Source organism: Burkholderia sp. AU6039, from assembly GCF_002223365.1.
GTDB lineage: Bacteria > Pseudomonadota > Gammaproteobacteria > Burkholderiales > Burkholderiaceae > Burkholderia.
Genome location: NZ_NKFK01000005.1, coordinates 1,091,512 through 1,117,869 on the forward strand (window position 1 = coordinate 1,091,512; position 26,358 = coordinate 1,117,869).

A 26,358-nucleotide genomic window follows, 5' to 3' on the forward strand; every position below is an offset into this window, starting at 1 on the left:
GGTGGGGCCCGAACCGGGAAAGGCCGGCGCGATGCGGTGCGCGCCGGCTACCGGCAGAGCGGTTCAGTTCAGTTGAGCGCGACCGCCGCCGCGGCTTCGACCGGCGAGCCTTCGAGCGCGACCGACGGCCGGCCGTCGGGGCCGACGGGCACGTCGCCGATGAGCGTCGTGCGATACAGCTGGCGATCGAAGTCGAGATCGAAGATGTCGACGGGCGCGAGGTGGGCGGTCGCGCGGTTGTCCCAGAACGCGATGCTGCGCGGTTCCCACTTGAAGCGGATCGTGAATTCCGGCCGCGTCACGTGTTCCCACAGCAGTTCGAGCAATGCCTGGCTCTCGCGCGGCGTCAGCCCGACGATCGATTTCAGGAAGCTCGGGCTCACATACAGCGCGCGTTCGCCGGTCTCCGGATGCACGCGCACGAGCGGGTGCTCGGTGACGAGCGGGCGGCGTTCGACCGCGTCGTCGAACGCGCCGGTGGCGCGCGCGCCGGCCGGCGGCGTGAAGCGGTGAATGCCGCGCAGGCCGTCGACGAAGCCGCGCAGCGGCGCGGACAGCGTTTCGTACGCCCGCACGAGGTTCGTCCAGTGCGTATCGCCGCCGTACGGCGGGATCGTCACGCCACGCAGGATCGACGCCCACGGCGGGTTCACGGCGGCCGTCACGTCGGTGTGCCAGCCGGTCCACGGGCGGCGTACCGGTTCGCCTTCGAAGCGCGTCGCCTTACGATGCTTCGCGATCGAGTAGACGGCCGGATGCCCGTCGACGTGCCCGAACACCGGGTGGCCGACCGTCGGTTCGCCGAACTGCGCGGAGAACGCGACATGCTGCTCGTGCGTGAGGAATTGCTCGCGAAAGAAGATGACGCGCCATCTCAGCAGCGCGGCGCGGATCGCCGCAATCTGCGGCGTGGTCAATGGTTGCGTGAGGTCGACGCCGCGGATTTCCGCGCCGATATGGGCGGACAGCGGAATCACGTCGACCGGCTGGGCGGCGGGTTCGAGTAGGGCGCTCATGCGACGCTCCTGGCGGAAGGGGAGTGGGCGGAGAGCCGACATCGTTGCGCGTGCAAGCGTCGGTCCGAAGGCGGGAAAGGCATGGTCGGTGTCCGGTAGCGGAAAGCGGGTCAGGCGCGGCGGCGCACGGAGCGCCGCCGCCGCGCGACGCGGGCGTTATTGCAACGTCGCGCCCGGCCCCTTCAGCACGACGCTCTGGCGGCCGTCGATGCCGACCGGCACGTCGCCGTGCACGGTCGCGCGGCGCACGACGCGGCGCGCATCGCCGTAGTCGTTGATCGCGTAGTGCTGCGTCGCGCGGTTGTCCCAGATCGCGACGTCGCCTTCCTGCCAGTTCCAGCGCACGGTGTTCTCGAGACGCGTCACGTGTTCATGGAACACCTGCAGCAGGTGCGCGGAATCCTGCGCCGACAGTCCCTTGAGCCGCTGCACGAAATGCCCGAGCACGAGCGTGCGTTCACCGGTTTCCGGATGGACGCGCACGACTGGGTGCTCGGTTTCGTAGACGGTCGACGTAAACACCTCGCGGTAGCGCTTCAGTTGCGTATCGTCGGCATGCACGTGCGTCGACGCGTAGTCGTACGCGTTGGTGTGCAGCGCCCACAGCGTGTCGGCGAGCGCGCGCAGCGGGTCGGGCAGGTTCGTGTACGCGGCGGCCGTGTTGGCCCACACAGTGTCGCCGCCGAACGGCGGAATCACGACGGCGCGCAGGATCGAGATCTTCGGATACGCATCGACGAATGTCACGTCGGTGTGCCACGAATTAGCGCGCGCGCCGTGCGCGGAATCGAGTTCGAGCAGATGCGCGCTGCCGTCGACGGACGGCACGGTCGGGTGCGCGACGGTCTTGCCGAAGCGGCGTGCGAACGCTTCCTGCGCGGTGTCGTCGAGATGCTGCTGGCCACGGAAGAACAGCACCTTGTGGCGCAGCAGCGCGGCCTGGATCGCGTCGAACGTCGCGTCGTCGAGCGTGCCTGACAGGCGCACGCCGGCGATCTCGGCGCCGATCCGGCCGGCGACCTGGCGAAGCTGGAGCGGCGTGGCGGCCGTGCGCGGTGCGGCGTGCGAAGCATGTGAAGACGGGTGAGCGGCGTGCTGGACTTCGGACATCGGGAGTCTCCTGGAGTCGGGTCGGGCGAGTCTCCATTCAAGCAGGGACCGCGCGCAATCGGAACCGATGAATCGTCACAACCTTAGCGTGTGCGCAGCGATGATCGATATGCGTCGTCATGCTGAGCAATGCGGTGCGGCATGCGTGCTACCACGCAAGTCGCCATTCGCCGATCCGGTGCGGGCGCGGCGTGTCGATGCGCTTACCGCCCGGGCGATCGTCGCCCGGCGGTTCGTGGTCGTCGAAATCGGCGAGCACGGTGTCGCGCAATCGCGCGAATTCCGGCGAATCGCGCCGGCGCGGGCGCGGCAACGCGACATCGACGATGCGTTCGATGCGGCCCGGGCGCGGCGCCATCGTCACGACGCGGTCGCCGAGATACACGGCTTCGTCGACGTCGTGCGTGACGAGGATCATCGTGATGCGCTCCTGTTCCCAGATGCGCAGCAGTTCGTTCTGCATCCGCGCGCGTGTCTGCGCGTCGAGCGCGCCGAACGGTTCGTCGAGGAGCAGCACGCGCGGGCGGTTCACGAGGCCGCGCGCGATCGCGACGCGCTGCGCCATCCCGCCCGACAGCTGGTTCGGATACGCGTGCTCGAAGCCGTTCAGCCCGACGAGCGCGACGTGATCGGCAACCGCGCGCCGCTTCGCGGCCGCGTCGAGCGGCGCGTTGCGCAGCGCGGCCTCGATGTTCTGCGCGACGGTCAGCCACGGGAACAGCCGGTGATCCTGGAACACGATTCCGCGCTGCAGCGACGTGTCGCGCACGCGTTCGGCGCCGGCCCGGATCTCGCCCGCGTAATCGGTATCGAGCCCGGCGATCAGCCGCAGCAGCGTCGACTTGCCGCAACCGCTCGAGCCGACGATCGTGACGAATTCACCGGCGCGCACGTGCAGCGACACGTCGTCGAGTACGGCGAGCGTGGCACCGCGTTGCGCGTAGTGCTTGCTCACGTGGAGGATGTCGAGCGAATCGGAGGCGAGGGTCGTCATGGCGGTGCGAGGAAGAGGGTGACGAGAAAGGAAACGGCGATCAGCGCGTCAGGTCGCCGCGCCGGGCCAGCACCTTGCGTTCGATCGCACGCGCGATCGCGTTCAGCGCCCAGCCGGTCACGCCGACGACGATGATCCCGAACAGCACGAGATCCATCCGGAACTGTTCGCTGCCGTCGATCAGCGTATTGCCGATCCCGCTGCCGGCGACCAGCAGGTATTCGGCGCCGAGCGTCGCGAGCCACGAATAGATCAGGCCGAGATACAGCCCGGTGAAAATCGACGGCAGCGCGGCCGGCAGGATCACGTGGCGCACGAGCTGGAGCCGCGAGTAGCGCAGCGCACGGGCGACGTCGACATACGCGCGCGGCACCGCGTGAATGCCGTCGCAGGTGTGCGCGGCGACGGGCAGCAGCGCGGCGAGCGACAGGAACACGACCTTGGCGACGTCGCCGAGGCCGAACCACACGGAAATCAGCGGAATCCACGCGAACAGCGAGACCTGCTTGAACGTGTCGAAGCTCGGGCCGACCATGCGTGCGGCGACGCGCGACAGCCCGAGCACGGCGCCGAGCAGCAGCCCGCCCGTCGCGCCGAGCACGAAACCGCACGCTTCACGCGCAAGCGACGCGGACAGCGCGCGGCCGAGTGCGCCGCTCGTGGCTTGCGCCCATGCGGTGCGCAACACGTCGGCGGGGCCGACGAGCAGCCCGCTGCTCACGAGGTGCGCGGAAGCGATCGCCCACCACAGCGCGAACGCGATGAGCGGCAGTACGAAGCCGCGCCAGTCGGGGGCGCGCAGGCGACGGGCGGTCGCGGTGGCGGGCGGGGTGGTGTCAGGCGCGGCGGCGGGATACGTCAAGGGCGGGACTCCTTCGATTGCGCGGGCAGGGGCGGCGCTTCAGCCGCGGAACGCGGACGGCACGCCGCGGCGCAGGCGCGCTTCGAGTGCATCGAGCAGCCGGTTGATCAGCAGGCCGACCGCGCCGACGACGATCACGGCCGCCATCACGAGGTCGAGCTGGAACAGCTGCCGCCCGTACACGATCAGGTAGCCGAGCCCTTCGGACGATGCGACGAGCTCGACGACGACGAGCGCGAGCCACGACTTCGTGAACGCGAGCCGCACGCCGGTCGCGAGCGTCGGGATCGCGGCGGGCAGCACGACGTGCACGATGCGTTGCCGCCGCGTGTAGCCGAATACGCTGGCGACTTCGTCGAGTGCGGGCGGCGTCTGACGAAACCCTTGCAACGTGCTCAGCGTGACGGGGACGAGCGCCGCATGCGCGATCAGCAGGTACTTGAGCGGCTCGCCGACACCGACGAGCAACAGCAGGAACGGTAACCAGCCGAGCACCGGAATCTGCACGAGGGCATTGAAGCTCGGCAGCACGTAGGCTTCCAGCGTGCGCGACAGCCCGAGCGCGACGCCGGTCGTGAAGCCGAGCAGCGTGCCGGCAGCGAAGCCGACCAGCACGCGCTGCAGGCTGATCAGCGTGTGGCGCACGAGGTCGCCGCTTGTCGCGAGATCCTTGAGTGCGTCGAACACGCGTTCGGGCGGCGGCAGGATCTGCGGCGCGATCCAGCCGCGCGCGCTGCCGACGCTCCACAGCGCGAACAGCAGCGCAGGCAGCAGCCACGGCGCGAGCCGCCACGACCACCGCTTCACGGCCGCCGCACGGTGCGGCGGCGCGGCGAGCGCGTGGCGTTCGGACGACGGAATGGAAAACGCGGTGTCGCTCATCGTGGCGGGTCCGGGTCAGGAAAGCGGCTTGCCGGCCGCGTCGTAGCGTGGCCAGTAGCTTTCGAGCTTCAGCGTGCGCAGCGCATTGTCGAGATACTTCGGCTCGAACCAGCCATCGACGTCGACCGGCTGACGGATCAGCTTCAGTGCCAGCGCATCCTGCGCGACGGACTTGTAGCGCGCGACGAAGAACGGATCGATCAGCGGCGACAGGCGATCCTTCAGGCGCTGGTTCGCATAGTCGGCCTGCCACGACGACACCGGCACGCCGCTTTTCGCCCACAGCTTGAACAGCGCGTCGCGGTTCGCTTCGTCGGACGACCATTGCGCGCCCTTCACGACGGCGGTAACGACGCGCTGGACGATGTCCGGATGCGCGCGCTCGAACTCGTCGAGCACGAGCAGGTGAGTCTGGCGCGTGAGTTGCGGGCCGTCGTTCTGCGATTCGTAGATGATCTTCGCGAGCCCCGCGTCGCGCAGCTTGTACAGCTGGTAGTCACCCACCGACGCATCGATGCCCTTCGACGCGAGCGCGGCGAGCGAGCTCGCGGCGTCGAGGTTGATCACGCGCAGGTCGCGTTCGCCGAGGCCGTTCTTCGCGAGCGCGTTGTCGGCGACGAGCTGCAGGTTGGTGCCGCGGAAGATCGACACGCGGCGGTCCTTCAGGTCCTTGATCGAGCGGATGGGGGAGTCGGGCGGCACCGCGATCTTGACGCCCGAGCGCACGCTCGCGGCGAGCAGCAGGCGCGTCTTGATCCCGTTCGCCCGCGCGAGCACGGCGGGCAGGTCGCCCTGGTACGCGAAGTCGAGCGCCTTGTTGGCGATCGCCTCGTTGACGGCCGGCCCCGCGCCCTTGAAGAACAGCCACTCGACCTTGATGCCGTCGGCCGCGAACTCCTTTTCGACCAGTTGCTGCAACTGCGCGGTGGCCGCGCTCGAGCCACCGAACGTCGGCGGATCGCCGGCGCCTTGCTGGGCGACGCCGATGCGGATGGTGGCGGGCTTGTCGGCGTGCGCGGCGGCGGCCGGCAACGCAAAGAGGGACGCGATCAGCAGCGAGCGAAGCAGGCGCAGTGGAAGCATGAATCGATGGGTCCGGAACGTTGGGGGGGGAAGCGACACCGGGCCTCAGCCCGTCGGCGCATTCTCGACGACGGCCCGGGGCCGGACAAGAAACGATTTGAACTATGCTTATCGCCGTTTTCCGGGTTGGCGCGCCGGGCGATTCATTCCATCCGGATGAGAACGGTATTCACATGCATCTGACATTCAATCAGGATCCCAATCAAGTCGATTGAAGCCGGAAGCAGCATCATGAAATTGCCGATTGGAAAGTCGCAAAGAACACGCGCGTGGATTCGCGCGGCGATCACTTGCCGAATCCGGGCCGAAAAACGGGGGCAGGTAGTCGGTGACATGCGATGCGAGTCCGTCATGCACGCCGGGGCGGCAAGCTGGGCGTGGCAAGACGCGCGCATGCGGAGCGGCCCGGTATGCCGATAAATCGAATGGAAACCGGGGCGGAAATTCACGTGCTGCAACAGTCGGCCTGCCCGTTCCGAGCGGCGAACCATTCGCGGTCATGCGAGAAAAAATGACCGTAAATGGATGGTATGGATTTCATCGTTGCACGATGAAATCCATAAATGCATCCGACGCCAAATAATTTGAATTCGCCTGAAAAATTGTCTATACCCTAGACGAATCAGCGCGGTTGCATCGTGCGGGAAGACCGCACAACGGATGCAGGCACGCAACGATCGAAGATGTCGTTGCACGCCGCGTGTTGCAGTCGTCGAGAGGATTCCGGGGGATGCGGGCGACCTCGTGCCAGGGTCGCGCGCATGCGTCGCAACGGGCGAAGGCCCTGCGCAACCGCCGGAGCAACGGAGCATCTTTGCGTTCAACGGTCGGTCACCGACCCCGTTACACGGAGGTTGCCATGCTGCAATACGTCAAGTCCCTGCTGCGTGACGAACGTGGCGTCAGCTCGCTCGAATACGCCGTGCTGGCCGGCATCGTCGTGGTCGCGCTCGCGGCGGTCGGCGTGATCCTCAGCAGCACCAGCGGCGGCCTGCCGAGCGTGTTCACGACACTGATCAACAAGGTGACGAGCCTGATCTGATCCCCTGAACCCGCGCGCCACCGACGAACACCGGGATCCGCAGCGGTAGAACGTGTCCGGCCGGGGCGTGTCGACGGACGGCTCTCCCATGCTCACGCTCGTGCAGTCGGTGGCCACGGTGTTGCTGGCCTCGCTCGCCGCGCAGGATCTGCGCGACCGGCGCCTGTCCAATCGCGCGGTGCTCGCGTTCGCGACGCTGTATTTCGTCGCGGCCGCGCTCGCGCGCGACGGATTCGCGCCGCTGGCCGGCCATGTCGCGACCGGGGCGGCGATGCTGCTGCTGTTCGGCGGCATGCGCCACGCGGGCTGGATCGGCGGAGGCGACGTCAAGCTGGCGGCGGCGGTATTCCTGTGGGCCGGCCCGGCACTGGCGTTTGCGGTGCTGACGGCCGTCGGGGCGGGCGGTGCGCTGTGCGGCGTCGCGTTGCTGGCGGCGCGGCCGTGGCGCGCAGCGTCGGTTCGCGCGGTCGCCGCGCGCGGCGTGCCGTACGGCGTCGCGCTCGCGCTCGGCGGCACGCTGGCCGTCTGGGCGTCGTTTCCATACACGGTTTCGCTTACCTAGCCGGGGGGACGCACGCCGCCATGCCCAAACCGCTGAGACTGGCCGTGCTCGTCGTTGCCGCCGGCATCGGTGCGTTCATCCTGCGCGAGCTGTACGTCGCCGCGTCGACGCCGTCGGTGCCCGCCGAAACGGATCAGGCGCGCGTGCGGGTGGCCGCCGCCGACCTGCCGGAAGGGCTGCTGCTGCGCGACAACGATCTCGCGTGGAAGCGCATGCCGCGCGCGCAGGTGCCGGCCGGCGCAATCGTCGAGTCGCAGCCGGGCGCGGACCTGAAGGGCGCGCTGCTGCGCAACCACGTCGGCGCGGGCGCACCGATTCGCGTCGAGAACGTGATACCGGCCGGCGCGCCGGATTTTCTCGCGGCCGCGCTGCAGCCCGGCATGCGCGCGATCTCGGTACCGGTCGACGATGTGTCCGGCAACGCGGGGCTGATCCAGCCGGGCGACTTCGTCGACGTGTTGCTGACGCAGCAGATCGGCGGCTCGGCGACGTCGCCCGGCACGTTCGAAGCGGAGACCGTGGTGCGGCGTGCGCGCGTGCTCGCGGTCGGCTCCGAGTTCCAGCGCGCGAAGGCGCCCGCGAGCGCACCGGACGCGACGGCCCGCGCCCGCACGGTCACGCTCGAGGTCGCCCCGCGCACCGCGCAGGTCGTGCTGGTGGCGACCCGCCTCGGCTCGCTGTCGCTCGCGCTGCGCAGTTTCGCGACGAGCGACCGGCGGCAGCCGGCAGGCGGCGACGCGCAGGAGCCCGATACGCAGCCCGTGTGGGCCGGCGACGTGTCGCGCGCGGCCCGCGAGGCCGCACGCGAACCGTCCGCCAGGCCGGAGTCGGGCGCGCGGCCGGCGTGGCGGAGCAACGCGGTCGTGATCTATCGCGGTTCGTCGGTCGACGACGGATCGCGTGGCGGCGGCACCGGCACGCCGGGCCTGCCGCCGCTGCCGGCCGGGCTGCCGGCGTGGCCGGCGATGCCTGCAGTGCCTGCAATGCCCACGACGACGGGCAGCGCCAACGTCGCGGCGGAGACGACTGCGCAACCGCCGGCAATGGCGGCGCAGTGACGGATTGACGATTCGGGCCGGCCGCCCGGCGGCCGGCATTTGACGGGAACACGCATGGTGCGCATGGTTCGTTGGATCGCTATCGGGGGCCTGGCCTGCATCGTCGCGTCCGGGAGCGCGTTGGCGCAGGTCGCACGCGCGCCGGACGCGGGCGCGGCGCTGTCGATCGCGACCGGCAAGGGGGAACTGCTGTCGCTGCCCGAACCCGCGGCCGCGATGTTCGTCGCCGATCCGTCCGTCGCCGACATCCAGGTGCCGTCCCCGCGCACCGTGTTCGTGTTCGGCAAGAAGGCGGGCACCACCACGCTGATCGCGCTCGGCGCGAACCATCGCCCGATCCTGCGCAAGACGGTGATCGTGCAGGTCGACACGGCGTCGCTGCAGGGCGTGCTCGACAGCCGCTTTCCGCAGCTGAAGCTGTCGGTGTCCGGCGCGCCGGGCTCGCTGATGGTGTCGGGCAAGGTGCCGAGCGCGGCCGACGCGGACGCCGTGATGCAGTCGCTCACGCCGTATCTGCACGACAAGGAAAAGATCGTGAACCGGCTCACGCTGTCGCGCCCGATCCAGGTGAACCTGCGCGTGCGGGTGACCGAGGTGAGCCGCAACATCACGCAGCAGCTCGGCATCAACTGGAGCTCGCTGGGCGGCGCCGGCAACTTCGTCGGCGGCCTGCTCAACGGGCGCACGCTGTTCGATCCGACGAACGGCCTGTTCAACCTGTCGCCGACGGGCGCCTTCTCGGTGCTCGGCGGGTTCCGCGCGGGGCGCTGGTCGATCGACGTGGTGCTCGACGCACTCGACCAGGAGGGCTTGATCACGATGCTCGCCGAACCGAACCTCACCGCGATGTCCGGCGAGACCGCGAGCTTCCTCGCGGGCGGCGAGATTCCCGTTCCGGTCGCGCAGACCGGCAACACCGGCGTGATCACGGTCGAGTACAAGCCGTTCGGCGTGTCGCTCGACTTCACGCCGACCGTGCTCGCCGACAACCGCATCAGCCTCAAGGTGCGCCCGGAAGTCAGTGAAGTCGATCCGAGCAACAGCGTGACGACGGGCAGCATCAAGGTGCCGGCGCTCACGGTGCGGCGCGTCGACACGACGGTCGAGCTGTCGAGCGGGCAGAGCTTCGCGATCGGCGGGCTGCTGCAGAGCCAGACGGCCGACACCGTGTCGCAGATTCCGGGGCTCGGCCGGCTGCCGATCATCGGCCGGCTGTTTTCGTCGAAGAACTTCCAGGACAACAAGACCGAGGTGGTCGTGATCGTCACGCCGTACGTCGTGCAGCCGACCGGGCCCGGCCAGCTCGAGCAGGCGATCGACACCGTCGCGCGGCCGAGCAGCGACCTGGAGTTCGCGGTGCAGCGCAACCTCGGGCTCGACCTGCTGTCGGGCGACACGCCGCGCCTCGTCGGCGCCGCGGGCTTCGTGTACTGAACCGGAGGCGCACATGCGAACCCGATCGATCGTTGCCGCACTCCTGCCGCTGGTGTGTGCGGGCTGCCTGTCGGCGCCGCCGCCGGTCAACCTGCCCGATGCGCGGTCGATCGGCTTCGACGGCGCGCATGCGGTGGCGCCCGATTGCGCGAAGCTGATGCAGCCGTCGCATCTCGTCGACGCGGGGTACGCGCGGCCCGGCGTGCCGTTCGGCTGCGCGACCTATTCGAACCTCGCGGCGATGCTCGCGCGGCCGGAGGATCTCGTCGCGCCCGTGCCGTACGGCGGCGCGGATGCGCAGACGGCCGCCGACGCGGTGCGCCGCTACGTCGAGGATCGCGTGAAGCAGCCGACGCCAGGCAAGACGCAGACGACCGGCTCGCCCAGCCATTGACCGCCCGGATGCCATCACGATGCCGCCCATGAACCTCCTCGACCGTCAGCACACCCGGCGCGCCGCGTCCGCGGGCGCGGCCGATCTCGTCGCGGTCGTCGCCGATTCGGGCAGCGAGGACGTGATACGCCGCGTCACGCAGGAACTGTCGATCACGCGCACCCAGCTGCAATTGGGCACCTGCGACGATGCGATCCGGCTGCTGCAGCAGTACGAGCGTTCGCCGCGCCAGCTCGTCATCGACGTGTCCGATTCGGTGCTGCCGGTGTCGGACCTGATGCGGCTCGCCGACGTGTGCGACCCGTCGGTGCGCGTCATCGCGATCGGCACGCAGAACGACGTCGGGCTGTTTCGCAACCTGCTCGGCATCGGCGTGCAGGACTACATCGTCAAGCCGCTGACCGTCGAGTTGATGCGGCGTGCGCTGACCGCGACCGAATCGGTCGTGCAGGCGCGCACCGGCAAGGTCGTCAGCTTCGTCGGCGCGCGCGGCGGCGTCGGCGCGACCACGATCACGGTGAGCCTCGCGCGCTTCCTCGCGAGCGAGAAGCGCCGCCGGGTGGCCTACGTCGACCTGAACCTGCATGGCGGCGGCGCGAACTCGATGTTCGGGCTGTCCAGCAACAACGGGCTGATCGAATTGCTGAACATGGGGCAGCGTCCCGACGACGCGTTGTTCGAGCGCATGTTCGTGACGAAGGGCGACCGGCTGCACGTGCTGTCCGCCGAGCTGGCCTACGGCGCCGACGTCACGCTGGGCGACCAGGCCGTCGCGCGCCTGGTCGACATGCTGAAGGACCGTTTCCACTACGTGCTGTTCGACGTCGGCAGCGGCGCCGGCAAGCTGCTCGAGGACGCGCTCGTGGCGTCCGATCTCGTCCACGTCGTGGTCGACCGTTCGGTGCACGCCGCGTATGAAGCCGCGCGGCTCGTGCGCTTCGTGCGGGAACTGCCCGGCGAGCGGCTGCTGTCGATGGTGCTGAACAATCCGCTCGCCCCGGTCGCGGGCCGCGTCGAGCCGGTCGATTTCGAGGCGGCGTTCGGCGGCGCGGCGCTGCACGAGCTGCCGCACGAGCCGCAGACGCTCGCCGTTGCCGAGAACCTCGGCGAGCCGATCGAAGGCGCGAAGCGCAACGGCTTCCTGGACCAGATCCGGCAGCTCGCGAACGGCATCACCGGCGAGCCGATGGTCGTCGCCGAGCCGTGGTATGCGCGGCTCGTCAAGTGGAGGAAGGGAACGTGACGTTCGGCACCCGCAACCGGCCGCCGGCGGATCCCGCGCCGGCCGAGCCACAGGCCGCGCCGCCCGCCGTGGCGCGCGAGGCCGCACCGTCGGCCCCGGCTCCGACCGCGGCGGACGCGCCTGCACCGACTCCGGCTCGCACACCCGTGACGGCCGACACCCACGAGGCGCTGATCCGGTCGAGCAAGTTCGACGCGATCCGCAGCGCGGTGTTCGCGTCGATGAACATGTCGGCGGCGCTGATGAAGACGCGCGACGAAGTGCGCGCGGGCATCGAGCAGGTGGCCGCGCACACGGTCGAGCGCGAGCGCCTGAAGATCACGGCCGGCGAACAGGTGCTGATCGTCGATGCGATCCTGAACGACATGTTCGGCGTCGGGCCGATCGAGCCGCTGCTCGCCGACGATTCGGTCACCGACATCCTCGTCAACGGGCCCGACCAGGTCTACGTCGAGCGCGCGGGCCGGCTCGAGCTCACGTCGCTGAAGTTCCGCGACGACGCGCACGTGGCGAGCGTCGCGCAGCGGATCGCGGCGGCGGTGGGGCGCCGCGTCGACGAGAGCAGCCCGATGGTCGATGCGCGGCTCGCCGACGGCAGCCGCGTGAACGTCGTGCTGCCGCCGATCGCGATGCGCGGCCCGTCGATCTCGATCCGCAAGTTCGCGAAGCGCGACATCACGCTCGCGCGGATGGCGCAGCAGGGCAACATTTCACATCCGATGCTGCAGGTGCTCAAGGTCGCGTGCGCGTGCCGGCTGAACATCGTGATCTCGGGCGGCACCGGCTCGGGCAAGACGACGCTGCTCAACGCGCTGTCGCAGCACATCGAGCAGCACGAACGGATCGTGACGATCGAGGATGCGGCCGAGCTGCAGTTGCTGCAGCCGCACGTCGTGAGCCTCGAGACGCGGCCGGAGAATACCGAGGGGCTCGGCGGGATCTCGCAGCGCGATCTCGTGCGCAACGCGCTGCGGATGCGGCCCGACCGCATCATCCTCGGCGAGATTCGCGGCCCCGAGGCGTTCGACGTGCTGCAGGCGATGAACACGGGGCACGACGGCTCGATGACGACGATCCACGCGAATTCGCCGCGCGATGCGATCAGCCGGCTCGAGAGCATGGTCATGATGGCGAACGCGAACCTGCAGCTGCTGTCGATCCGGCGCCAGATCGCGAGCGCCGTGCACCTGTTCGTGCAGATCGAGCGGATGCGCGACGGCGTGCGGCGCGTCACGCGGATCACCGAGATCGTCGGGATGGAAGGCGAGGTGGTGATCACGCAGGACCTGTTCGCGTTCCGCCAGGAAGGCGACACGACGCGCGACGCGGTGAAGGGCGTGTTCGAGGCGTCGCCGTTGCGGCCGTCATTCGCCGCGCGCGCCGCGTATTACGGCGTCGAGGATGCGCTCGCCGAGGTGTTCCGGCAATGAGGGCCGCCGACGTGTTCGCGGTGGGCGCGTTCGTGATGATCTTCGCGATCGGGCTCGTGCTGTCGTCGTGGTTCGATCGCGCGAGCCGCACGCCGGCCCAGCGCATCCGCGCGCGGATGCGCCGGCTGTCGCCGTCGCTCGCCGGGCGCGACGGGCTCGCCTCCGCCACGCCCGGGGTCGCGCTGTTCAACCTCGAGCGCCGCCAGGGCCGCCTGCGCGCGTGGCTGCAGCGCCGCGTGACGCGCGTGCGCGCGGTCGGCGGCAAGGGCGGCGTGAGGATCGTCGTCGCGAGCACGATCGCCGGCGCGATCGTCGCGATCGTCGCGGTGAAGCTGATCGGGCCGCCGGGCTTCCTGCGTCCGCTGATCTACGTCGGGTTGCCGCTGGTCACGATGCGCGCCAGCTACCGTGCGCTGGTCGAGCGCTTCCGGATTCGTTTTCTCGAAGCGTTCCCGGACGCGATCGACGTGATCGTGCGGGCCGTGCGCGCGGGCATTCCGGTCACGCAGGCGATCAGCATGGTCGGCGACGGCGCGGCCGAGCCGGTGCGCGCGACGTTCCGCTCGATGGGCGACAGCCTGCGCGTCGGCGCGGATCTCAAGGACGTGCTGACGCAGGCGGCGGACCGGCTGATGATCGCGGACTTCTCGTTCTTCACCGTCTACCTGCTGCTGCAGCGCGAGACCGGCGGCAGCCTCGGCGAAACGCTCGACGAGCTGTCGAGCATCATCCGCACGCGTCGCGACATCCGCCTGAAGACGCGCGCGCTGACCGCCGAAGGGCGCATCACGACGAACATCATTTCGGCGGTGCCGTTCGTGATGATCGGCGCGCTGTTCCTCGTGAACCGCGACTACGTGATGCTGCTGTTCACGACGCACCCGGGGCACACGATGCTGACGATCGCGGCCGGGTTGCTGACGGTCGGCCTGCTGGTGATCCGCAAGATCTCGAAACTGGATACCGCGCGATGACGATGTCGATGCTGGCCGCCCGCGGCCTCGAGTTGCTGTTGTTGCTCGGCTGTGTCGCGGTGGCGCTCGCCACGCCCGGCGGCGGCACCCGCCAGCGGATCGCCGCGCGCGTGCGGCAGGCTGCCGGCCAGCATCCGCCGGCGTCGATGGCGGGGTGGCTGCAGCCGGGCGGCGTCCGGCTGGATCTCACGCGCCGGCTCGCGCAGCTGGGCGAACGGCTGCCGGTGCTCGACCCGATGCAGCGCGTGAAGCTCGGCCTGCAGCTGACGCGCGCGGGCTTTCGCGAGCGCCGCGCGGCGTCGGTGATGATCGGGATCAAGCTGAGCTGCGGCGTGCTGTTCGCGTGCGGCGCGATCGTGTTCAGCCCGCTGATTCCGCGCTTCGGCGAATACTTCGTGATCCGCGCGCTGGCGATGATCGCCGCCTTCGTGATCGGCGTGATCGTGCCGGAATACGTGCTCGGCGTGATGATCCGGCGGCGGCGGCGGATCATCGCCGCGTGCTTTCCCGATGCGCTGGACCTGCTGGTGATCTGCACGATGGCCGGCAACAGTCTCGCGTCGGGCATCCGGCGCGTCGCGCACGAACTGGCGCGCATCTGCCCGCCGCTTGCCGACGAGCTGACCGTATGCGCGGACGAGCTGACGCTGAGCGGCGACGTGTCCGCGACGCTCGCGCATTTCGCGATGCGTGTCGATTTCACGTCGGCGCGCTCGCTCGCGACGACGCTGACGCAGTCGCAACGGTTCGGCACGCCGATCACGCAGGCGCTGCGCACGCTGTCGCGTACCGAGCGCACCGAGCAGATCGTCGCGCTCGAGGAACGCGCCGCGAAGCTCGCGCCAAAGATCACGCTGCCGATGATGCTGTTCATCCTGCCGACGGTCTGCCTGATCGCGGCGGGCCCGGCGGCGATTCGCCTGCTCGAGGTGTTCAGATGACACGATCCGTCATACGCGCGTTCGCGCTCGCGGCCGTGCTGCCGGTGCTGGCCGGTGGCTGCGGCGCGCCGGGCGTCCAGACGCGGCCGGTGCTGTCGCACAAGAGCGACGATCCGCAGGCCGAATTGCGCATCGCCGACAGCGCACTGGCCGGCGGCAACGTCGATCTCGCGTCGACGCTGTACGAGAAGGTGCTCGCGAAGCATCCCGATTCGCTCGCGGCGCGCCTGGGGCTCGGCGACGTCAACTACCGCGCGGGCGACCTGGAGCGTGCGCGGATTCTCTATGACGAAGCGCAGCGGCAGGCACCCGCGGAACTTGGCCCGCAGCTCGGGCTCGCGCGCGTCGCGTTGCGGCAGCGTCGCCTCGACGAAGCCGCGCAACGCTACCGCGACCTGCTCGCCGCGCAGCCGAACCATCCGCTCGCGGCGGAGGGGCTCGGCACCGTGCTCGACCTGCAGGGGCGTCATGCGGATGCGCAGGTCGTGTATCGCGACGCACTGCGCGCGCACCCTGACGCGCAGGGGCTGCGCGTCGATCTCGGGCTGTCGCTCGTGCTGAGCAACCGGCCGCGTGAAGGCGTGAACGTGCTGCTCGACGTCACCGGGTTGCCGTCCGCGCCGTGGCAGGCGCGCCAGAACCTCGCGTTCGCGTACGGCGTGCTCGGCAACACCGATTCGGCGAAGAAGCTGCTGTCCGCGGAGTTGCCCGCGTCGGCGGTGGCCGACAACCTGCGCTTTTACCAGGCGGTGCGCGCGCGGCTGGCGTCGCGCGGAGTTGCCGGGGTGGCCGGCGGGGCCGGTAGCCGGCCGCCGCTGTCCGGCGCGGCGCTGGAGCCGGGTGTCGTACCGCCGGGTGCGGGGGCCGCAAAATGACACGCGGGGCGATGGGCGCCCGCCACGCGCGCGGCGTCGTGTCCCTCGAGTTCGTGCTGATGCTGCCGTTCCTGCTGATGGTGCTGATCGGCATCATCGACACGAGCCTGCTCCTGTGCGACAAGGCCGTCATCACGAACGCGAGCCGCGAGGCGGCGCGCGCCGGCGTCATGCTGCGCGTGCCGATGCTGACCACGACGCAGATCGCCAACATCGCGCAGACCGCGATGCAGAACAGCCTGATCACCGGCGGCACCGCGACGACACCGGCGGTGACCGTGACGCAGGCGAACGGCACGACGTCGGGCACCGCGCTGACGGTGACGGTGACCTACACGTATTCGGGGCTCGTGCTGGGCTCCGCGTTCAGCGCGCTCACTGGCCCGGTGACGGTCTCGGCGACGTCGGTGATGCTCTATGAATGATGTGACCGCCACGCCACCCGTCGGCGCCGAACGGCAGCGCGGTTCGGTCGCGCTGTTCTTCCTGCTGTTCCTGATTCCGCTGCTGTCGTTCGGCGCGCTGGCGATCGACATCGCGTGGGTGGTCACGGTGAACAACCAGTTGCAGAACGCGGCCGACGCGGCCGCGCTCGCGGGGGCCGATGCGATGATGTCGCCGAGCGGCGGCGCGGTGAACTGGTCGCAGGCCGCGCCGGCGGCGAATGGCGTGATCGCGCAGAACTCGGCGGCCGGCGCGGCGCTGTCGACCGGCACGGTGACCACCGGATACTGGAACGTGACGCGCAACCCCGCCTCCATGCAGCCGACGACCATCACGCCGGGCCAGTACGACGTGCCGGCGGTGCAGGTCACCGTGTCGCGCGCGCCCGGCGTGAACGGCGGCTCGATTCCGCTGCTGCTCGGCGGACTGCTGGGGATCCCCGGCGCATCCGACAGCGCGACCGCCGTGGCGGTGCTGGCGGCGCCGGGCGGGGTCGGGGCCGGCGGGCTGTTTCCGGTCGCGATCGACCAGTGCGTGTACAACCTGTACTGGAACGCGTCGACCAACCAGCCGCTGATCAATCCGCTGACGGGCCAGCCGTTCGAATTCTCGATCACGAACGGCCAGATCTACGGCCTGCTGTGCATGGGCGGGCAGTGGACGTCGTTCCAGTCGAGCGCGACCGACACGACGACGATGGGCGGCCTGATGACAACCGGCAATCCGACGACGCTCAACATCGGCGACACCATCAATCTCGCGACCGGCGTGAAGGCGACGCTCTATACGTCGGTGCCGGTCGGCGCGACAGTGGTGCTGCCGGTCGTCACGCAGACGGCGACCAGCACCTCCGTGCCGATCGTCGCGTTCGCGCCGTTCCATATCGACGTGTCGCTCGGCGGCACATACAAGTATATCCAGGGCCATTTCGTCGCCGGCGTGAAGATGACCGGCGTCGCGACCGGCGTCGGGCCGTACTACGGCATCTACGTGCCGCCGCGGCTCGCGTTCTGAGCCTCCGGGCCGGCGCGCCGCAGCATCACGAGGAGCGCGAACAGCGTCACGACCGGGCCGATCTGCGGCCCTTGCAGCCACGGGTTCAGGTATTCGACGGCCGGCAGCAGCCACATGAGCGCGATCGCGGTCTGCTCGCCGCGCAGCCAGCCGTCCTGCCAGCCGATCGCCAGCAGGCACGCGATCGCGATGCCGAGCCAGGCGAGCTCGTAGTGCCACACGTACGGGTTCGCCGCGAGCGTGGCGACGGCCAGCACCGCCGCACGCAAGCGGACGTCGCGTGAACGCGTCCACACGATGCAGGCGGCGGCGATCGCCAGCGCCGCGACGCACGCTTGCGCGGCATACGCGGCGCCAGGCGGCAGGCCCGCGAGGCGGAGCGCGGCGAACGGCGCCGGCGACGCGAGCCAGAACACGATGCCTTGCTCGAGGAGGAGCGTGCGCGCGAGCGCCGTGCCGGCGACGAACAGGCGCAGCGATTCGACGCCGCAGATCAGGATGCTCAATGCGGTGAACGCGGCGGTGGTGAGCGCGGCCCACGCGACGGTGCGCCAGGCGCGCGTGGCGACCAGCACGAACGGGAACAGCAGCGCCATCTGCGGCTTCGCCGACAGCAGGCCGATGCAGAGGCCGGCCCACATCGGCCGACGGTCGGCCCAGCAGACGGCCAGCGCCGCGCACGACGCGGTGAGGAACGCGTTCTGCCCGAACATCCCGGTGACGAACACGCACGGGGCGGCGAGCAGCGCGAACGCGCCGACGCGCCGCAAGCCGGGGAGCGCGCCGAGCCCCGATACGCGCGAGGCGGCGAATCCGAACACGACGATGCCGAACGCGACGAACAGCGGGTAGCCGACTGCATAGGGCAGCAGCGCCAGCGGCGTCACGAGCAGCAGGTTGGTGGGCGGGTACAGCCACGCGACGAGGTCTTCGCGGCGGAACTGCGGGAACAGCTCGGCCGCCAGCCGCGAGAAGGTCGGCAGATCGTACGCTTGCCACGGCGAGCCATGCAGCATCACGTACGACGCCGACCAGAACACCGCGTAGTCGGGGCCCGGGCGCGACGGCGCGGTGGCGGGCGCGTGACGGACGACGGCGATCCAGATCGCGACGAACAGCGCGTAACACGCGAGCGCGACCGCGCTGTACGCCACGACGCGCCGGGGCGTCAGCCATGCGCGGACGGGAGGGGCCGCCGATCGTATCGCTTGTCGGGGGAGATCCATGCGTCGTGCGCGCGGTTACTTGACGGACGCTTTCCGCGCGGCGCCGTGGCCGGTCGCGGCGGGCTGCGCCGTCCGGCGGCGGGCCGCATGCGTGCGCTTGAGCGGAAACTGCAGCAGCTGCGACGCCGGATGCGCGGCGGCGTCCCGCTGTGCGTGATAGCGCCGCCGCACGAGATAGACCGGTCGCTGCTTGGATTCGTGATAGATGCGTCCGAGGTATTCGCCGATCACGCCGATGCCGATCAGCTGGATGCCGCCGACGAACAGCATCACGGAGATCAGCGACGCGTAGCCGTGCACGGGGTTGCCGAACAGCAGCGTGCGCATGACGATGAACGCGCCGTAAACGAACGACAGCGCGGCGAACGCGAGGCCGATGTAGGTCCACACGCGCAGCGGCACGGTGCTGAAGCTGGTGATGCCTTCGAGCGCGAAGTTCCAGCGGCGCCAGCCGGAGAATTTGGAGCGGCCGCCGCTGCGCGGCGCGCGCGTGTATTCGATGAGCTCGATGCGATAGCCGACCCACGCGAACAGGCCTTTCATGAAGCGCCGCCGCTCGGGCAGCGCGCGCAGCGCGTCGACGACCTGGCGGTCCATCAGCCGGAAATCGCCGACGTTTTCGGGCATCTCGACTTCGGAGAGATGGTTGTGCACGCGGTAGTAGAGCGCGGCGGCCGCGCGCTGCATCAACGGGTCGCACCTGCGGTCGGTGCGCTTCGCGGCGACGACCTCGGCTCCGGCCAGCCAGCGCTCGACCATCGCGGGAATCAGTGCGGGCGGGTCCTGCAGGTCGGCGTCGATCAGGATCACGGCGGTGCCGGCGGCTTCGTCGATGCCGGCGGTGAGCGCGGCTTCCTTGCCGAAGCGCCGGGTGAGATCGACGATGCGCACACGCGGGTCGCCGGCGGCGACGTCGATCAGCCTGGCGAGCGTGTCGTCGCGGCTGCCGTCGTTGATGCAGACGATCTCGAAACGGACCGACTCGACCGATTCGAGGATCGGCAGCGTCGTGGCAAAGAACGCGTCGATGGCTTCTTCCTCGTCGTGGAACGGCACGACGAGCGAGACCAGTGGTTTTCTGGCATGCGCGGACATACGTCCCCCGAGAGATCCGGCCTGCGCTGCGCCGTATGGATCCGGTCGTCGCCGGCGGCAGGCCGGACGACTGGCGTTCTGAACATTGTAGGCAGGAATCGGGAATTCGTAACACGAATCGATGCCGGCGCGGCAGTGCGCGCGCGGACGCCAGGTCGACTGGCCGGACGTTGAGGCCGGCGGCGTTGTGCCGCGCGAGCGCGACTTGGTGCGCGATTACCGGGCGCGGCGCCCGGCGACCGGCTCAGGAGGCCCGAACGACCGCGGCGCGCGTGCCGCGGCGTGCAAGCCGGGCGCGCCGCAGCAGCACGAGCAACGCGATCGTCGTCACGAGCGGCCCGATCTGCGGCAGATGCAGCCACGGATTCAGAAACTCGTACAACGGGAGCGCCCACAGGACGGCCACGAGACTTTGCTCGCCGCGCAGCCAGCCGTCCTGCGAGCCGATGGCGATCATGCACGCGATCGGAATGCACAGCCAGGACAGTTCGTAGTGCCAGAGATAGGGATTCGCGGCGAGCGTCGCGATGACCAGCATGGCGCCGCGCAGCCGCGCATCCCGATGGCGGTGCCAGACGACGCACGCGGCCGCGATCGCGATCGCGGCGATGGCGGCTTGCCCGGCATAGGCGAGCGTCAGCGGCAGGCCGGCGAGACGAAACGCCGCGAACGGCGTCGGCGACGCAAACCAGAACGCAACGCCATGCTCGATGATCAGTGCACGCAGCGCGCCCGCGTTCTGCGTAAAGAGGTGGAGCGATTCGATGCCGCCCTTCGCGATGCCCAGCGCGGTGAAGGCGGTCGCGAACGCCGCGGCCCACGCGAACGCGCGCCACGCGCGCGCGGCGATCAGCACGAACGGGAACAGCAACGCCAGCTGCGGCTTGACCGACAGGAGTCCGATGAAGAAGCCGGCCAGCATCGGCCGACGGTCAACGAAATGCACGGCGAGCGCCGCGCACGCCGCGGTCAGCATCGCGTTTTGCCCGTACATCGCGGTGACGAACACACCCGGGCACGCGAGCAGCGCGAGCCAGCCGACGCGTTTCGCGCCGGGCGTCGCCGCGAGCCCCGACACGCGCCAGGCCGCTACCCCGAGCAGCACGATGCCGAGCGCGACGAACAGCGGATAGCCGACCGCATAGGGCAGCAGCGCGAAGGGGGCGACCACCAGCAGATACGTGGGGGGATACAGCCACGGCAGGAACGCATAGCGGGCCGCGGTCGGGAACAGGCCGACGAGCACCCGCGAGAACGCGGGGACATCGTAGATCTGCCACGGCGAACCGTGGAACATCAGGTGGGACGCGGACCAGAACACCATGAACCCCGAGCCGGGGCGGAACACGCCCGGGTCGGTCGAGTGGAAGCCGATCCAGACCAGGATCGTCATGAACAGCACGCCGACCGTCAGCATGACCGCGCTGTACAGCGCGACGCGTCCGGGCGTCAGCCAGACGCGGACAGGGCGTTCGTCGTCTTGGATCGATGAGGTGGAAATATCCATGCGGCGCTACTTGACCGACAGATTGCGCGCGACCGCCGCGCTCGCGACGGCCGGCTGCCGTCGCCGGGCCGCGGCGACGCGCCGGACCGGGAACGGCAGCAGCTTCGCGGCGTCGGGCTGCGCGGCGTGTCGCGCCGGGTGCTGGCCCACCAGCGCGTCGGCGCGGTAGCGCCGCCGCACGAGATAGACCGGCCGCTGCTTGGATTCGTGATAGATGCGTCCGAGGTATTCGCCGATCACGCCGATGCCGATCAGCTGGATGCCGCCGACGAACAGCATCACGGAGATCAGCGACGCATAGCCGTGCACGGGGTTGCCGAACAGCAGCGTGCGCATGACGATGAACGCGCCGTAGATGAACGACAGCGCGGCGAACGCGAGGCCGATGTAGGTCCACACGCGCAACGGCACGGTGCTGAAGCTGGTGATGCCTTCGAGCGCGAAGTTCCAGCGGCGCCAGCCGGAGAATTTGGAGCGGCCGCCGCTGCGCGGCGCGCGCGTGTATTCGATGAGCTCGATGCGATAGCCGACCCACGCGAACAGGCCTTTCATGAAGCGCCGCCGCTCGGGCAGCGCGCGCAGCGCGTCGACGACCTGGCGGTCCATCAGCCGGAAATCGCCGACGTTTTCGGGCATCTCGACTTCGGAAAGGTGGTTGTGCACGCGGTAGTAGAGCGCGGCGGCCACGCGCTGCATCAGCGGGTCGCACCTGCGGTCGGTGCGCTTCGCGGCGACGACCTCGGCGCCGGCGAGCCAGCGTTCGACCATCGCGGGGATCAGTGCGGGCGGGTCCTGCAGGTCGGCGTCGATCAGGATCACGGCGGTGCCGGCGGCTTCGTCGATGCCGGCGGTGAGCGCGGCTTCCTTGCCGAAGCGCCGGGTGAGATCGACGATGCGCACACGCGGGTCGCCGGCGGCGACGTCGATCAGCCTGCTGAGCGTGTCGTCGCGGCTGCCGTCGTTCACGCAAACGATTTCGAAGCGTGTGGTGTCGATCGATTCGAGAATGGGAAGGGTGGTCGCGAAGAATGCGTCGATCGCTTCCGCCTCGTCGTGGAACGGTACGACGAGCGATACCAGTGGCTTTCGGGTGTGCCTGGACATATGTCCCCCCGTGTAATCCGGTCTGCGCCGCATTGTCTGGTCCGGTTGTCGCCGACGTTGCGGAAACGGGTCCGGATCGGCGCAATTCTTGTGTGTATTCTGTTTGTAATGTCCTCGTCCGCTTGCCGCGAACCGCGGCGGCAAGCGGTCAGATCATTGTACGCACGAATGACGGGGCCGTGACAGCGTGCGCGGGTTTGCTCGGGGCAGGGATTTCAGCGATGGGGCAGCACGCGGCGGCGCCATTCGCGGCGATGCGCACGCTCGTCGCGGCGACGTTCGGTGACGACGTGCCCGACCTCGATATGGCGCGGCCACGCTGATCGTAGCCACGCGCGTCATCGTTCAGGCCGATACGTTGCGGATCGCGATCGATGCGACGTCGACGCGCCGCGGCAGGATCGCGTCGGCCGCCGCGCGGTCGGCGACACGCTGCAGCACGTCGATGTCCGCGCCGCTGAGGCTGCGCTGCGCGAGCGCGGCTCGTCGCGCGATGTCGGTGGCCGCGTCGGGCGGCAGGCGCGTGAGCGACGCATAGACGCTCGCATAGTCGGCCGGATGCGCGAGCGCCCATTGGCCCGCGCGGGCGAGCCGCGCCAGCACGTCGGCGAGCGCCGCGCGCTTCGCGCGATCGTCGAGCGTCTCGACCGGCGACGTCAGGAACGCCAGCCCGGAATTGATGCCGCTGCCGTCGCGGACGATGCGCGCGCCGCGCCGGACCGCATGCCCGTAGTACGGATCGAACGTCGCCCAGATGCCGATCCGCTTCGCCTCGAACGCGGCGAACGCATCGACGGGCAGCACGAAGCGCACGTCGACATCGCGCGGCGCGAGGCCGTGTTCGCGCAGCGCGCCGTACAACTGGTACTGCGAGATGCTGCCGCGCGCGGACGACACGACGACGGTTTGCCCTTTCAGGTCGGCAACGGTGCGGACCGGTGAATCGGGCTGCACGACGATGCCGAGCGACGTCGGCGAGCCGACGCGCGTCGCGACGATCCGCAACGACGGGTCGCCGAGCGCGGCGGTCAGCACGGGCAGGTCGCCGGCCGGCGCGAGATCGATTGCCCCTGCGCGCTGCGCCTCGAACAGCGGTGCGGCACCCTGGAAATTGGCCCAGCGGAACCGGTAAGGCGTGCCGTCGAGCACGTGCGCGGCTTCCGCGAGCGCGCGCAGGCCGCCGGCCTGGTCGCCGAGCACGAGCGTCACGCCCGACAAGTCGGCGCCGGCGGCCTGGGCGGGCCGTGCGATGGCGCCGGCGAGCGGCGCGGCGGCGAGGGCGGCAAGACGCTGCAGCACGCGGCGGCGCGGCGGGGCGGAGGCGGGATTCATCGGCGGGGTGTCCTCGGTGATCCGCGCGCGGGCGGCGCGGCTGCCGGGCAGGTTACGGAATCGGTTTCCGGCCGACAAACATCGAATCGTGCAATGCATATTCGCGCGGCGACGGCCGGCATCGCCGCCCTCGCCGCATGCGGGCGTCAGGCGGGGCTTTCCGCGGCCGACGGAACCGTCCGCAGGAACGCGCGTACCGCCGGCGCCTTGTCGAAGCGCCGGTGCGCGAGCGCCAGTTCCGACGTGATCGGCTTGCCGGCGATCGGCCGGTACACGACGCCCGGCAGCGTCACGCAGCCGGCGAGCGCATCGGGAATCACCGCCACCCAGCCGTTCACGGACACGCACGCGAGCACCGCGAGCAGGCCGCCCGGGCGGGCGGCGATCAGCGGGGCGAAGCGGCCGCGGCGCGCGACGTCGAGCGTGCCGCGCTCCTGTTCGGGCACCGCGAAGCGCGCGTCGGCGAGGTCGGCCGCGCGAATGGCCGACATCGACGCGTAGCGCGACCCGGCCGGCACGGCCGCGACGAACACGTCGCGCTGCAGCGTGACGACCCGCAGGCCGCCGGGCAGCGGCAGCGGCGGGCGCACGTACGCGAGATCGAGCCGGCCCGTGTCGAGCTGGTTCGCGACGTCGTCCATCGGCACTTCGCGCAGGTTCAGTTCGATGCGCGGGTGCGCGTCACGAAACGCGCCGACCGTGCGCTGCAGCGTGCCCGAATAGACGGCCGACGACACGTAGCCGATCTCGATCCGGCCGAGTTCGCCGCGCTCGGCCAACGCAGCGAGTTCGCGGCCGCGCTGCAGGTGCTCGACCGCGGCGCGTGCCTCGGCGAGATAGGCCTCGCCGGCCGCGCTCAGCGTGACGGCACGACGCGACCGGTGAAAGAGGCGCACGCCGAGCACGCGCTCGGCCTCCTGGATCTGCCGCGTGAGCGCGGGCGGCGCCATGTCGAGCGCTTCGGCCGCGCGGGCGAAGTGCAGGTGCTGCGCGACGCTGAGGAACGCGCGGACGTGACGGAATTCGAGCCGGTCCATGATTGCAATTTTCGTCAATAAAACAGCATCGGCGTGTCAATGACAGGCAATACGGGCCAAGCCTAGCATACGGCTCGTCGATCCTGTTCCGGAGTAGCCGATGTCCCAGCCTTCCCCGGCGTCGCGCGCAGGCGCGGCTGCCGCCCCGCGCACGGGCGCCCGCCTGCCCGCCGCCGCGACGCTCGCCGTCGCGTCCGCCACCTGCTCGCTGATCGTGCTCGACACGAACGTCGTCGCCGTGTCGCTGCCGAGCATCGCGCGCGGTTTCCATGCGAGCTTCGCCGAGATCGAATGGGTCGTGAGCGCGTACATGACCGCGTTCGCCGCATGCCTGCTGCCGGCCGGCGGGCTCGCCGACCGCTTCGGGCGCAAGCGGATGCTCTTCGCGGGGCTCGCGCTGTTCTTTCTCGCGTCGCTCGGCTGCGGCGTCGCGCCGACGGCCGGCTGGCTGATCGCCGCCCGGGCGGTGAAGGGCGGCGGCGCCGCGCTGCTGCTGACGGCCGCGCTCGCCGTGATCGCGAACCGTTTTCCGGAGGGGCGCGAACGGGCGCGTGCGTGGGCGATCTGGGGCATGTGCATGGGGATCGCGACGGCCATCGCGCCGCTCGTCGGCGGCGCGATCACGCAGTGGATCGGCTGGCGCTGGGTGTTCCTGCTGAACCTGCCTGTCTGCCTGCTGCTGGCGGCCGGTGCGCGTGTCGCGATCGACGAGTCGCGCGATCCGCACGCGAAGCGCGTGGACGCGGCCGGCAGCCTGCTGTTCGGCGCGGCGCTCGCGTGCGCGATCGCGGCGCTGATCGGCGCGCCGTCGTACGGCTGGCTGTCGGCCGCGACGCTCGGCCGGCTCGCGCTGGCCGCCGCGCTCGTCGCGGCGTTCATCGGCGCGGAGCGCTGGCAGGCGCGGCCGATGATCGATCTCGCGCTGTTCCGCCAGCCGCGCTTCGTCGGCGCCGTACTTGCGATGTTCGGCTATGCGGCGTGCGCGCAGGTGATGATGACGTTCCTGCCGCTGTACCTGCAGAACGCGTTCGGGATGTCGGCGATCGACGCGGGGCTCGGGATGCTGCCGTTTGCATTCGCGATGATTGCCGGGCCGTCGCTCGGCGCGGCGCTGGCCGCGCGCGTGTCGTCCGGCGGCGTGCTGGCGGGCGGGCTCGCGCTGATCGGCGCGGGCAACCTCACGACCGCGGCGCTGACGGCCAGCGGCGACTACCGGTTGGTCGCGCTCGGCATGTTCGTGACGGGCTGCGGCGCGGGCATCATGAACGGCGACACGCAGAAGGCGATCATGGCGTGCGTGCCGCCGAACCGCACCGGCATGGCATCGGGCATCAGCACGACGACGCGCTTCTCGGCGATCGTGACGGCCGTCGGCGTGCTCGGCGCGGTGCTGGCGGCGAGCACGCAGGCGCGACTCGACCGGCTGCTGTCCGCCGCACCCGGCCTGCGCGCATTCGCCGACGCACAGTTCATGTCGAGCCTGCTGGCCGGCGACCTCGCGCGGGCGCTCGAGCGTGTGCCGCCGTCGGCCGCCGGTGCGCTCGCGCAGGCGGCGCCGGTCGCGTTCGCGAGCGGGTTCGCCGACGCGCTGACGGTGAGCGGCGGGCTCGCGCTCGCCGCCGCCGTCGTTGCCTGCAAGTTGCTTGCGCAACCGATGAGCGACGGCGCGTGATGCCCGGGACGGCTCGCGCCGCGCATT

At 70.2% G+C, this 26,358-nt stretch carries 25 protein-coding genes; 13 read left to right on the forward strand and 12 right to left on the reverse strand.

Features of this window, described 5'->3' with window-relative positions:
• Positions 1 to 68: 68 nt before the first annotated feature.
• The 6 genes from CFB39_RS22735 to CFB39_RS22760 form a co-directional block, all read right to left on the reverse strand.
• On the reverse strand, positions 69 to 1,016 hold the full coding sequence (locus tag CFB39_RS22735) for a TauD/TfdA family dioxygenase (RefSeq protein WP_089474518.1): 948 nt from the start codon (positions 1,014 to 1,016) through the stop codon (positions 69 to 71).
• 156 nt (positions 1,017 to 1,172) lie between these two features.
• Positions 1,173 to 2,126: a TauD/TfdA family dioxygenase gene (locus CFB39_RS22740; RefSeq protein WP_089474519.1), complete on the reverse strand. Its 954-nt coding sequence runs from the start codon at positions 2,124 to 2,126 to the stop codon at positions 1,173 to 1,175.
• A gap of 148 nt (positions 2,127 to 2,274) precedes the next feature.
• Positions 2,275 to 3,120 (reverse strand): ABC transporter ATP-binding protein, encoded by an 846-nt coding sequence (locus CFB39_RS22745; protein WP_089474520.1) that lies wholly within the window; start codon positions 3,118 to 3,120, stop codon positions 2,275 to 2,277.
• Between the two features lie 40 nt (positions 3,121 to 3,160).
• Positions 3,161 to 3,982: an ABC transporter permease gene (locus CFB39_RS22750; RefSeq protein WP_089474521.1), complete on the reverse strand. Its 822-nt coding sequence runs from the start codon at positions 3,980 to 3,982 to the stop codon at positions 3,161 to 3,163.
• Positions 3,983 to 4,021: 39 nt separating this feature from the next.
• Positions 4,022 to 4,864 carry an ABC transporter permease gene (locus CFB39_RS22755; RefSeq protein WP_089474522.1) on the reverse strand — a complete coding sequence of 281 codons (843 nt, stop codon included), beginning with the start codon at positions 4,862 to 4,864 and terminating at the stop codon, positions 4,022 to 4,024.
• Between the two features lie 15 nt (positions 4,865 to 4,879).
• Positions 4,880 to 5,947 (reverse strand): ABC transporter substrate-binding protein, encoded by a 1,068-nt coding sequence (locus CFB39_RS22760; protein WP_089474523.1) that lies wholly within the window; start codon positions 5,945 to 5,947, stop codon positions 4,880 to 4,882.
• Positions 5,948 to 6,806: 859 nt separating this feature from the next.
• Here CFB39_RS22760 and CFB39_RS22765 point away from each other — a divergent pair.
• From CFB39_RS22765 to CFB39_RS22820, 12 genes are all read left to right on the forward strand, one after another.
• Complete coding sequence (locus CFB39_RS22765; protein ID WP_041493341.1) at positions 6,807 to 6,989, forward strand: Flp family type IVb pilin; 183 nt, start codon at positions 6,807 to 6,809, stop codon at positions 6,987 to 6,989.
• Positions 6,990 to 7,077: 88 nt separating this feature from the next.
• Positions 7,078 to 7,551 carry a prepilin peptidase gene (locus CFB39_RS22770; protein WP_089474524.1) on the forward strand — a complete coding sequence of 158 codons (474 nt, stop codon included), beginning with the start codon at positions 7,078 to 7,080 and terminating at the stop codon, positions 7,549 to 7,551.
• Positions 7,552 to 7,571: 20 nt separating this feature from the next.
• On the forward strand, positions 7,572 to 8,609 hold the full coding sequence (gene cpaB, locus CFB39_RS22775; RefSeq protein ID WP_089474525.1) for a Flp pilus assembly protein CpaB: 1,038 nt from the start codon (positions 7,572 to 7,574) through the stop codon (positions 8,607 to 8,609).
• Positions 8,610 to 8,663: 54 nt separating this feature from the next.
• Positions 8,664 to 10,043, forward strand: coding sequence for a type II and III secretion system protein family protein (locus CFB39_RS22780; protein ID WP_089474526.1), 1,380 nt, complete (start codon positions 8,664 to 8,666; stop codon positions 10,041 to 10,043).
• 13 nt (positions 10,044 to 10,056) lie between these two features.
• Positions 10,057 to 10,437 (forward strand): CpaD family pilus assembly lipoprotein, encoded by a 381-nt coding sequence (locus CFB39_RS22785; RefSeq protein ID WP_089427883.1) that lies wholly within the window; start codon positions 10,057 to 10,059, stop codon positions 10,435 to 10,437.
• A gap of 19 nt (positions 10,438 to 10,456) precedes the next feature.
• A complete protein-coding gene (locus CFB39_RS22790) occupies positions 10,457 to 11,680 on the forward strand; it encodes an AAA family ATPase (protein ID WP_089474527.1) in 1,224 nt (407 codons plus the stop codon).
• Complete coding sequence (locus CFB39_RS22795; protein ID WP_089474528.1) at positions 11,677 to 13,110, forward strand: CpaF family protein; 1,434 nt, start codon at positions 11,677 to 11,679, stop codon at positions 13,108 to 13,110. The genes CFB39_RS22790 and CFB39_RS22795 overlap by 4 nt, the downstream gene beginning before the upstream one ends.
• Positions 13,107 to 14,084 (forward strand): type II secretion system F family protein, encoded by a 978-nt coding sequence (locus tag CFB39_RS22800; protein ID WP_089474529.1) that lies wholly within the window; start codon positions 13,107 to 13,109, stop codon positions 14,082 to 14,084. Before CFB39_RS22795 ends, CFB39_RS22800 begins: the two co-directional genes overlap by 4 nt.
• A complete protein-coding gene (locus CFB39_RS22805; RefSeq protein WP_089474530.1) occupies positions 14,081 to 15,025 on the forward strand; it encodes a type II secretion system F family protein in 945 nt (314 codons plus the stop codon). Before CFB39_RS22800 ends, CFB39_RS22805 begins: the two co-directional genes overlap by 4 nt.
• The gene (locus tag CFB39_RS22810) at positions 15,022 to 15,900 is read left to right on the forward strand and encodes a lipopolysaccharide assembly protein LapB (RefSeq protein WP_089474531.1); all 879 of its coding nucleotides are present in this window, start codon (positions 15,022 to 15,024) and stop codon (positions 15,898 to 15,900) included. The genes CFB39_RS22805 and CFB39_RS22810 overlap by 4 nt, the downstream gene beginning before the upstream one ends.
• Positions 15,897 to 16,325 carry a TadE/TadG family type IV pilus assembly protein gene (locus CFB39_RS22815; protein ID WP_089474532.1) on the forward strand — a complete coding sequence of 143 codons (429 nt, stop codon included), beginning with the start codon at positions 15,897 to 15,899 and terminating at the stop codon, positions 16,323 to 16,325. Before CFB39_RS22810 ends, CFB39_RS22815 begins: the two co-directional genes overlap by 4 nt.
• Positions 16,318 to 17,358: a TadG family pilus assembly protein gene (locus CFB39_RS22820; RefSeq protein WP_089474533.1), complete on the forward strand. Its 1,041-nt coding sequence runs from the start codon at positions 16,318 to 16,320 to the stop codon at positions 17,356 to 17,358. Before CFB39_RS22815 ends, CFB39_RS22820 begins: the two co-directional genes overlap by 8 nt.
• Here CFB39_RS22820 and CFB39_RS22825 read toward each other — a convergent pair.
• From CFB39_RS22825 to CFB39_RS22855, 6 genes are all read right to left on the reverse strand, one after another.
• Entirely contained in the window at positions 17,331 to 18,584 is a 1,254-nt protein-coding gene (locus CFB39_RS22825) for a glycosyltransferase family 87 protein (protein WP_089474534.1), read from the reverse strand. The two genes, CFB39_RS22820 and CFB39_RS22825, sit on opposite strands and share 28 nt — an antisense overlap.
• 15 nt (positions 18,585 to 18,599) lie before the next feature.
• Positions 18,600 to 19,679, reverse strand: a complete 1,080-nt coding sequence (locus CFB39_RS22830; protein ID WP_089474535.1) for a glycosyltransferase family 2 protein — start codon at positions 19,677 to 19,679, stop codon at positions 18,600 to 18,602.
• Positions 19,680 to 19,923: 244 nt separating this feature from the next.
• Positions 19,924 to 21,186, reverse strand: coding sequence for a glycosyltransferase family 87 protein (locus tag CFB39_RS22835; RefSeq protein WP_089474536.1), 1,263 nt, complete (start codon positions 21,184 to 21,186; stop codon positions 19,924 to 19,926).
• Between the two features lie 6 nt (positions 21,187 to 21,192).
• On the reverse strand, positions 21,193 to 22,290 hold the full coding sequence (locus CFB39_RS22840) for a glycosyltransferase family 2 protein (protein WP_089474537.1): 1,098 nt from the start codon (positions 22,288 to 22,290) through the stop codon (positions 21,193 to 21,195).
• Positions 22,291 to 22,635: 345 nt separating this feature from the next.
• Complete coding sequence (locus CFB39_RS22850) at positions 22,636 to 23,622, reverse strand: ABC transporter substrate-binding protein (protein ID WP_089475634.1); 987 nt, start codon at positions 23,620 to 23,622, stop codon at positions 22,636 to 22,638.
• 146 nt (positions 23,623 to 23,768) lie between these two features.
• Positions 23,769 to 24,659 carry a LysR family transcriptional regulator gene (locus CFB39_RS22855; RefSeq protein ID WP_089474539.1) on the reverse strand — a complete coding sequence of 297 codons (891 nt, stop codon included), beginning with the start codon at positions 24,657 to 24,659 and terminating at the stop codon, positions 23,769 to 23,771.
• A 100-nt stretch (positions 24,660 to 24,759) separates the two neighbouring features.
• On the opposite strand from CFB39_RS22855, the gene CFB39_RS22860 reads away from it, so the two are divergent.
• Positions 24,760 to 26,331 (forward strand): MFS transporter, encoded by a 1,572-nt coding sequence (locus CFB39_RS22860; RefSeq protein WP_089474540.1) that lies wholly within the window; start codon positions 24,760 to 24,762, stop codon positions 26,329 to 26,331.
• Positions 26,332 to 26,358: the final 27 nt, after the last annotated feature.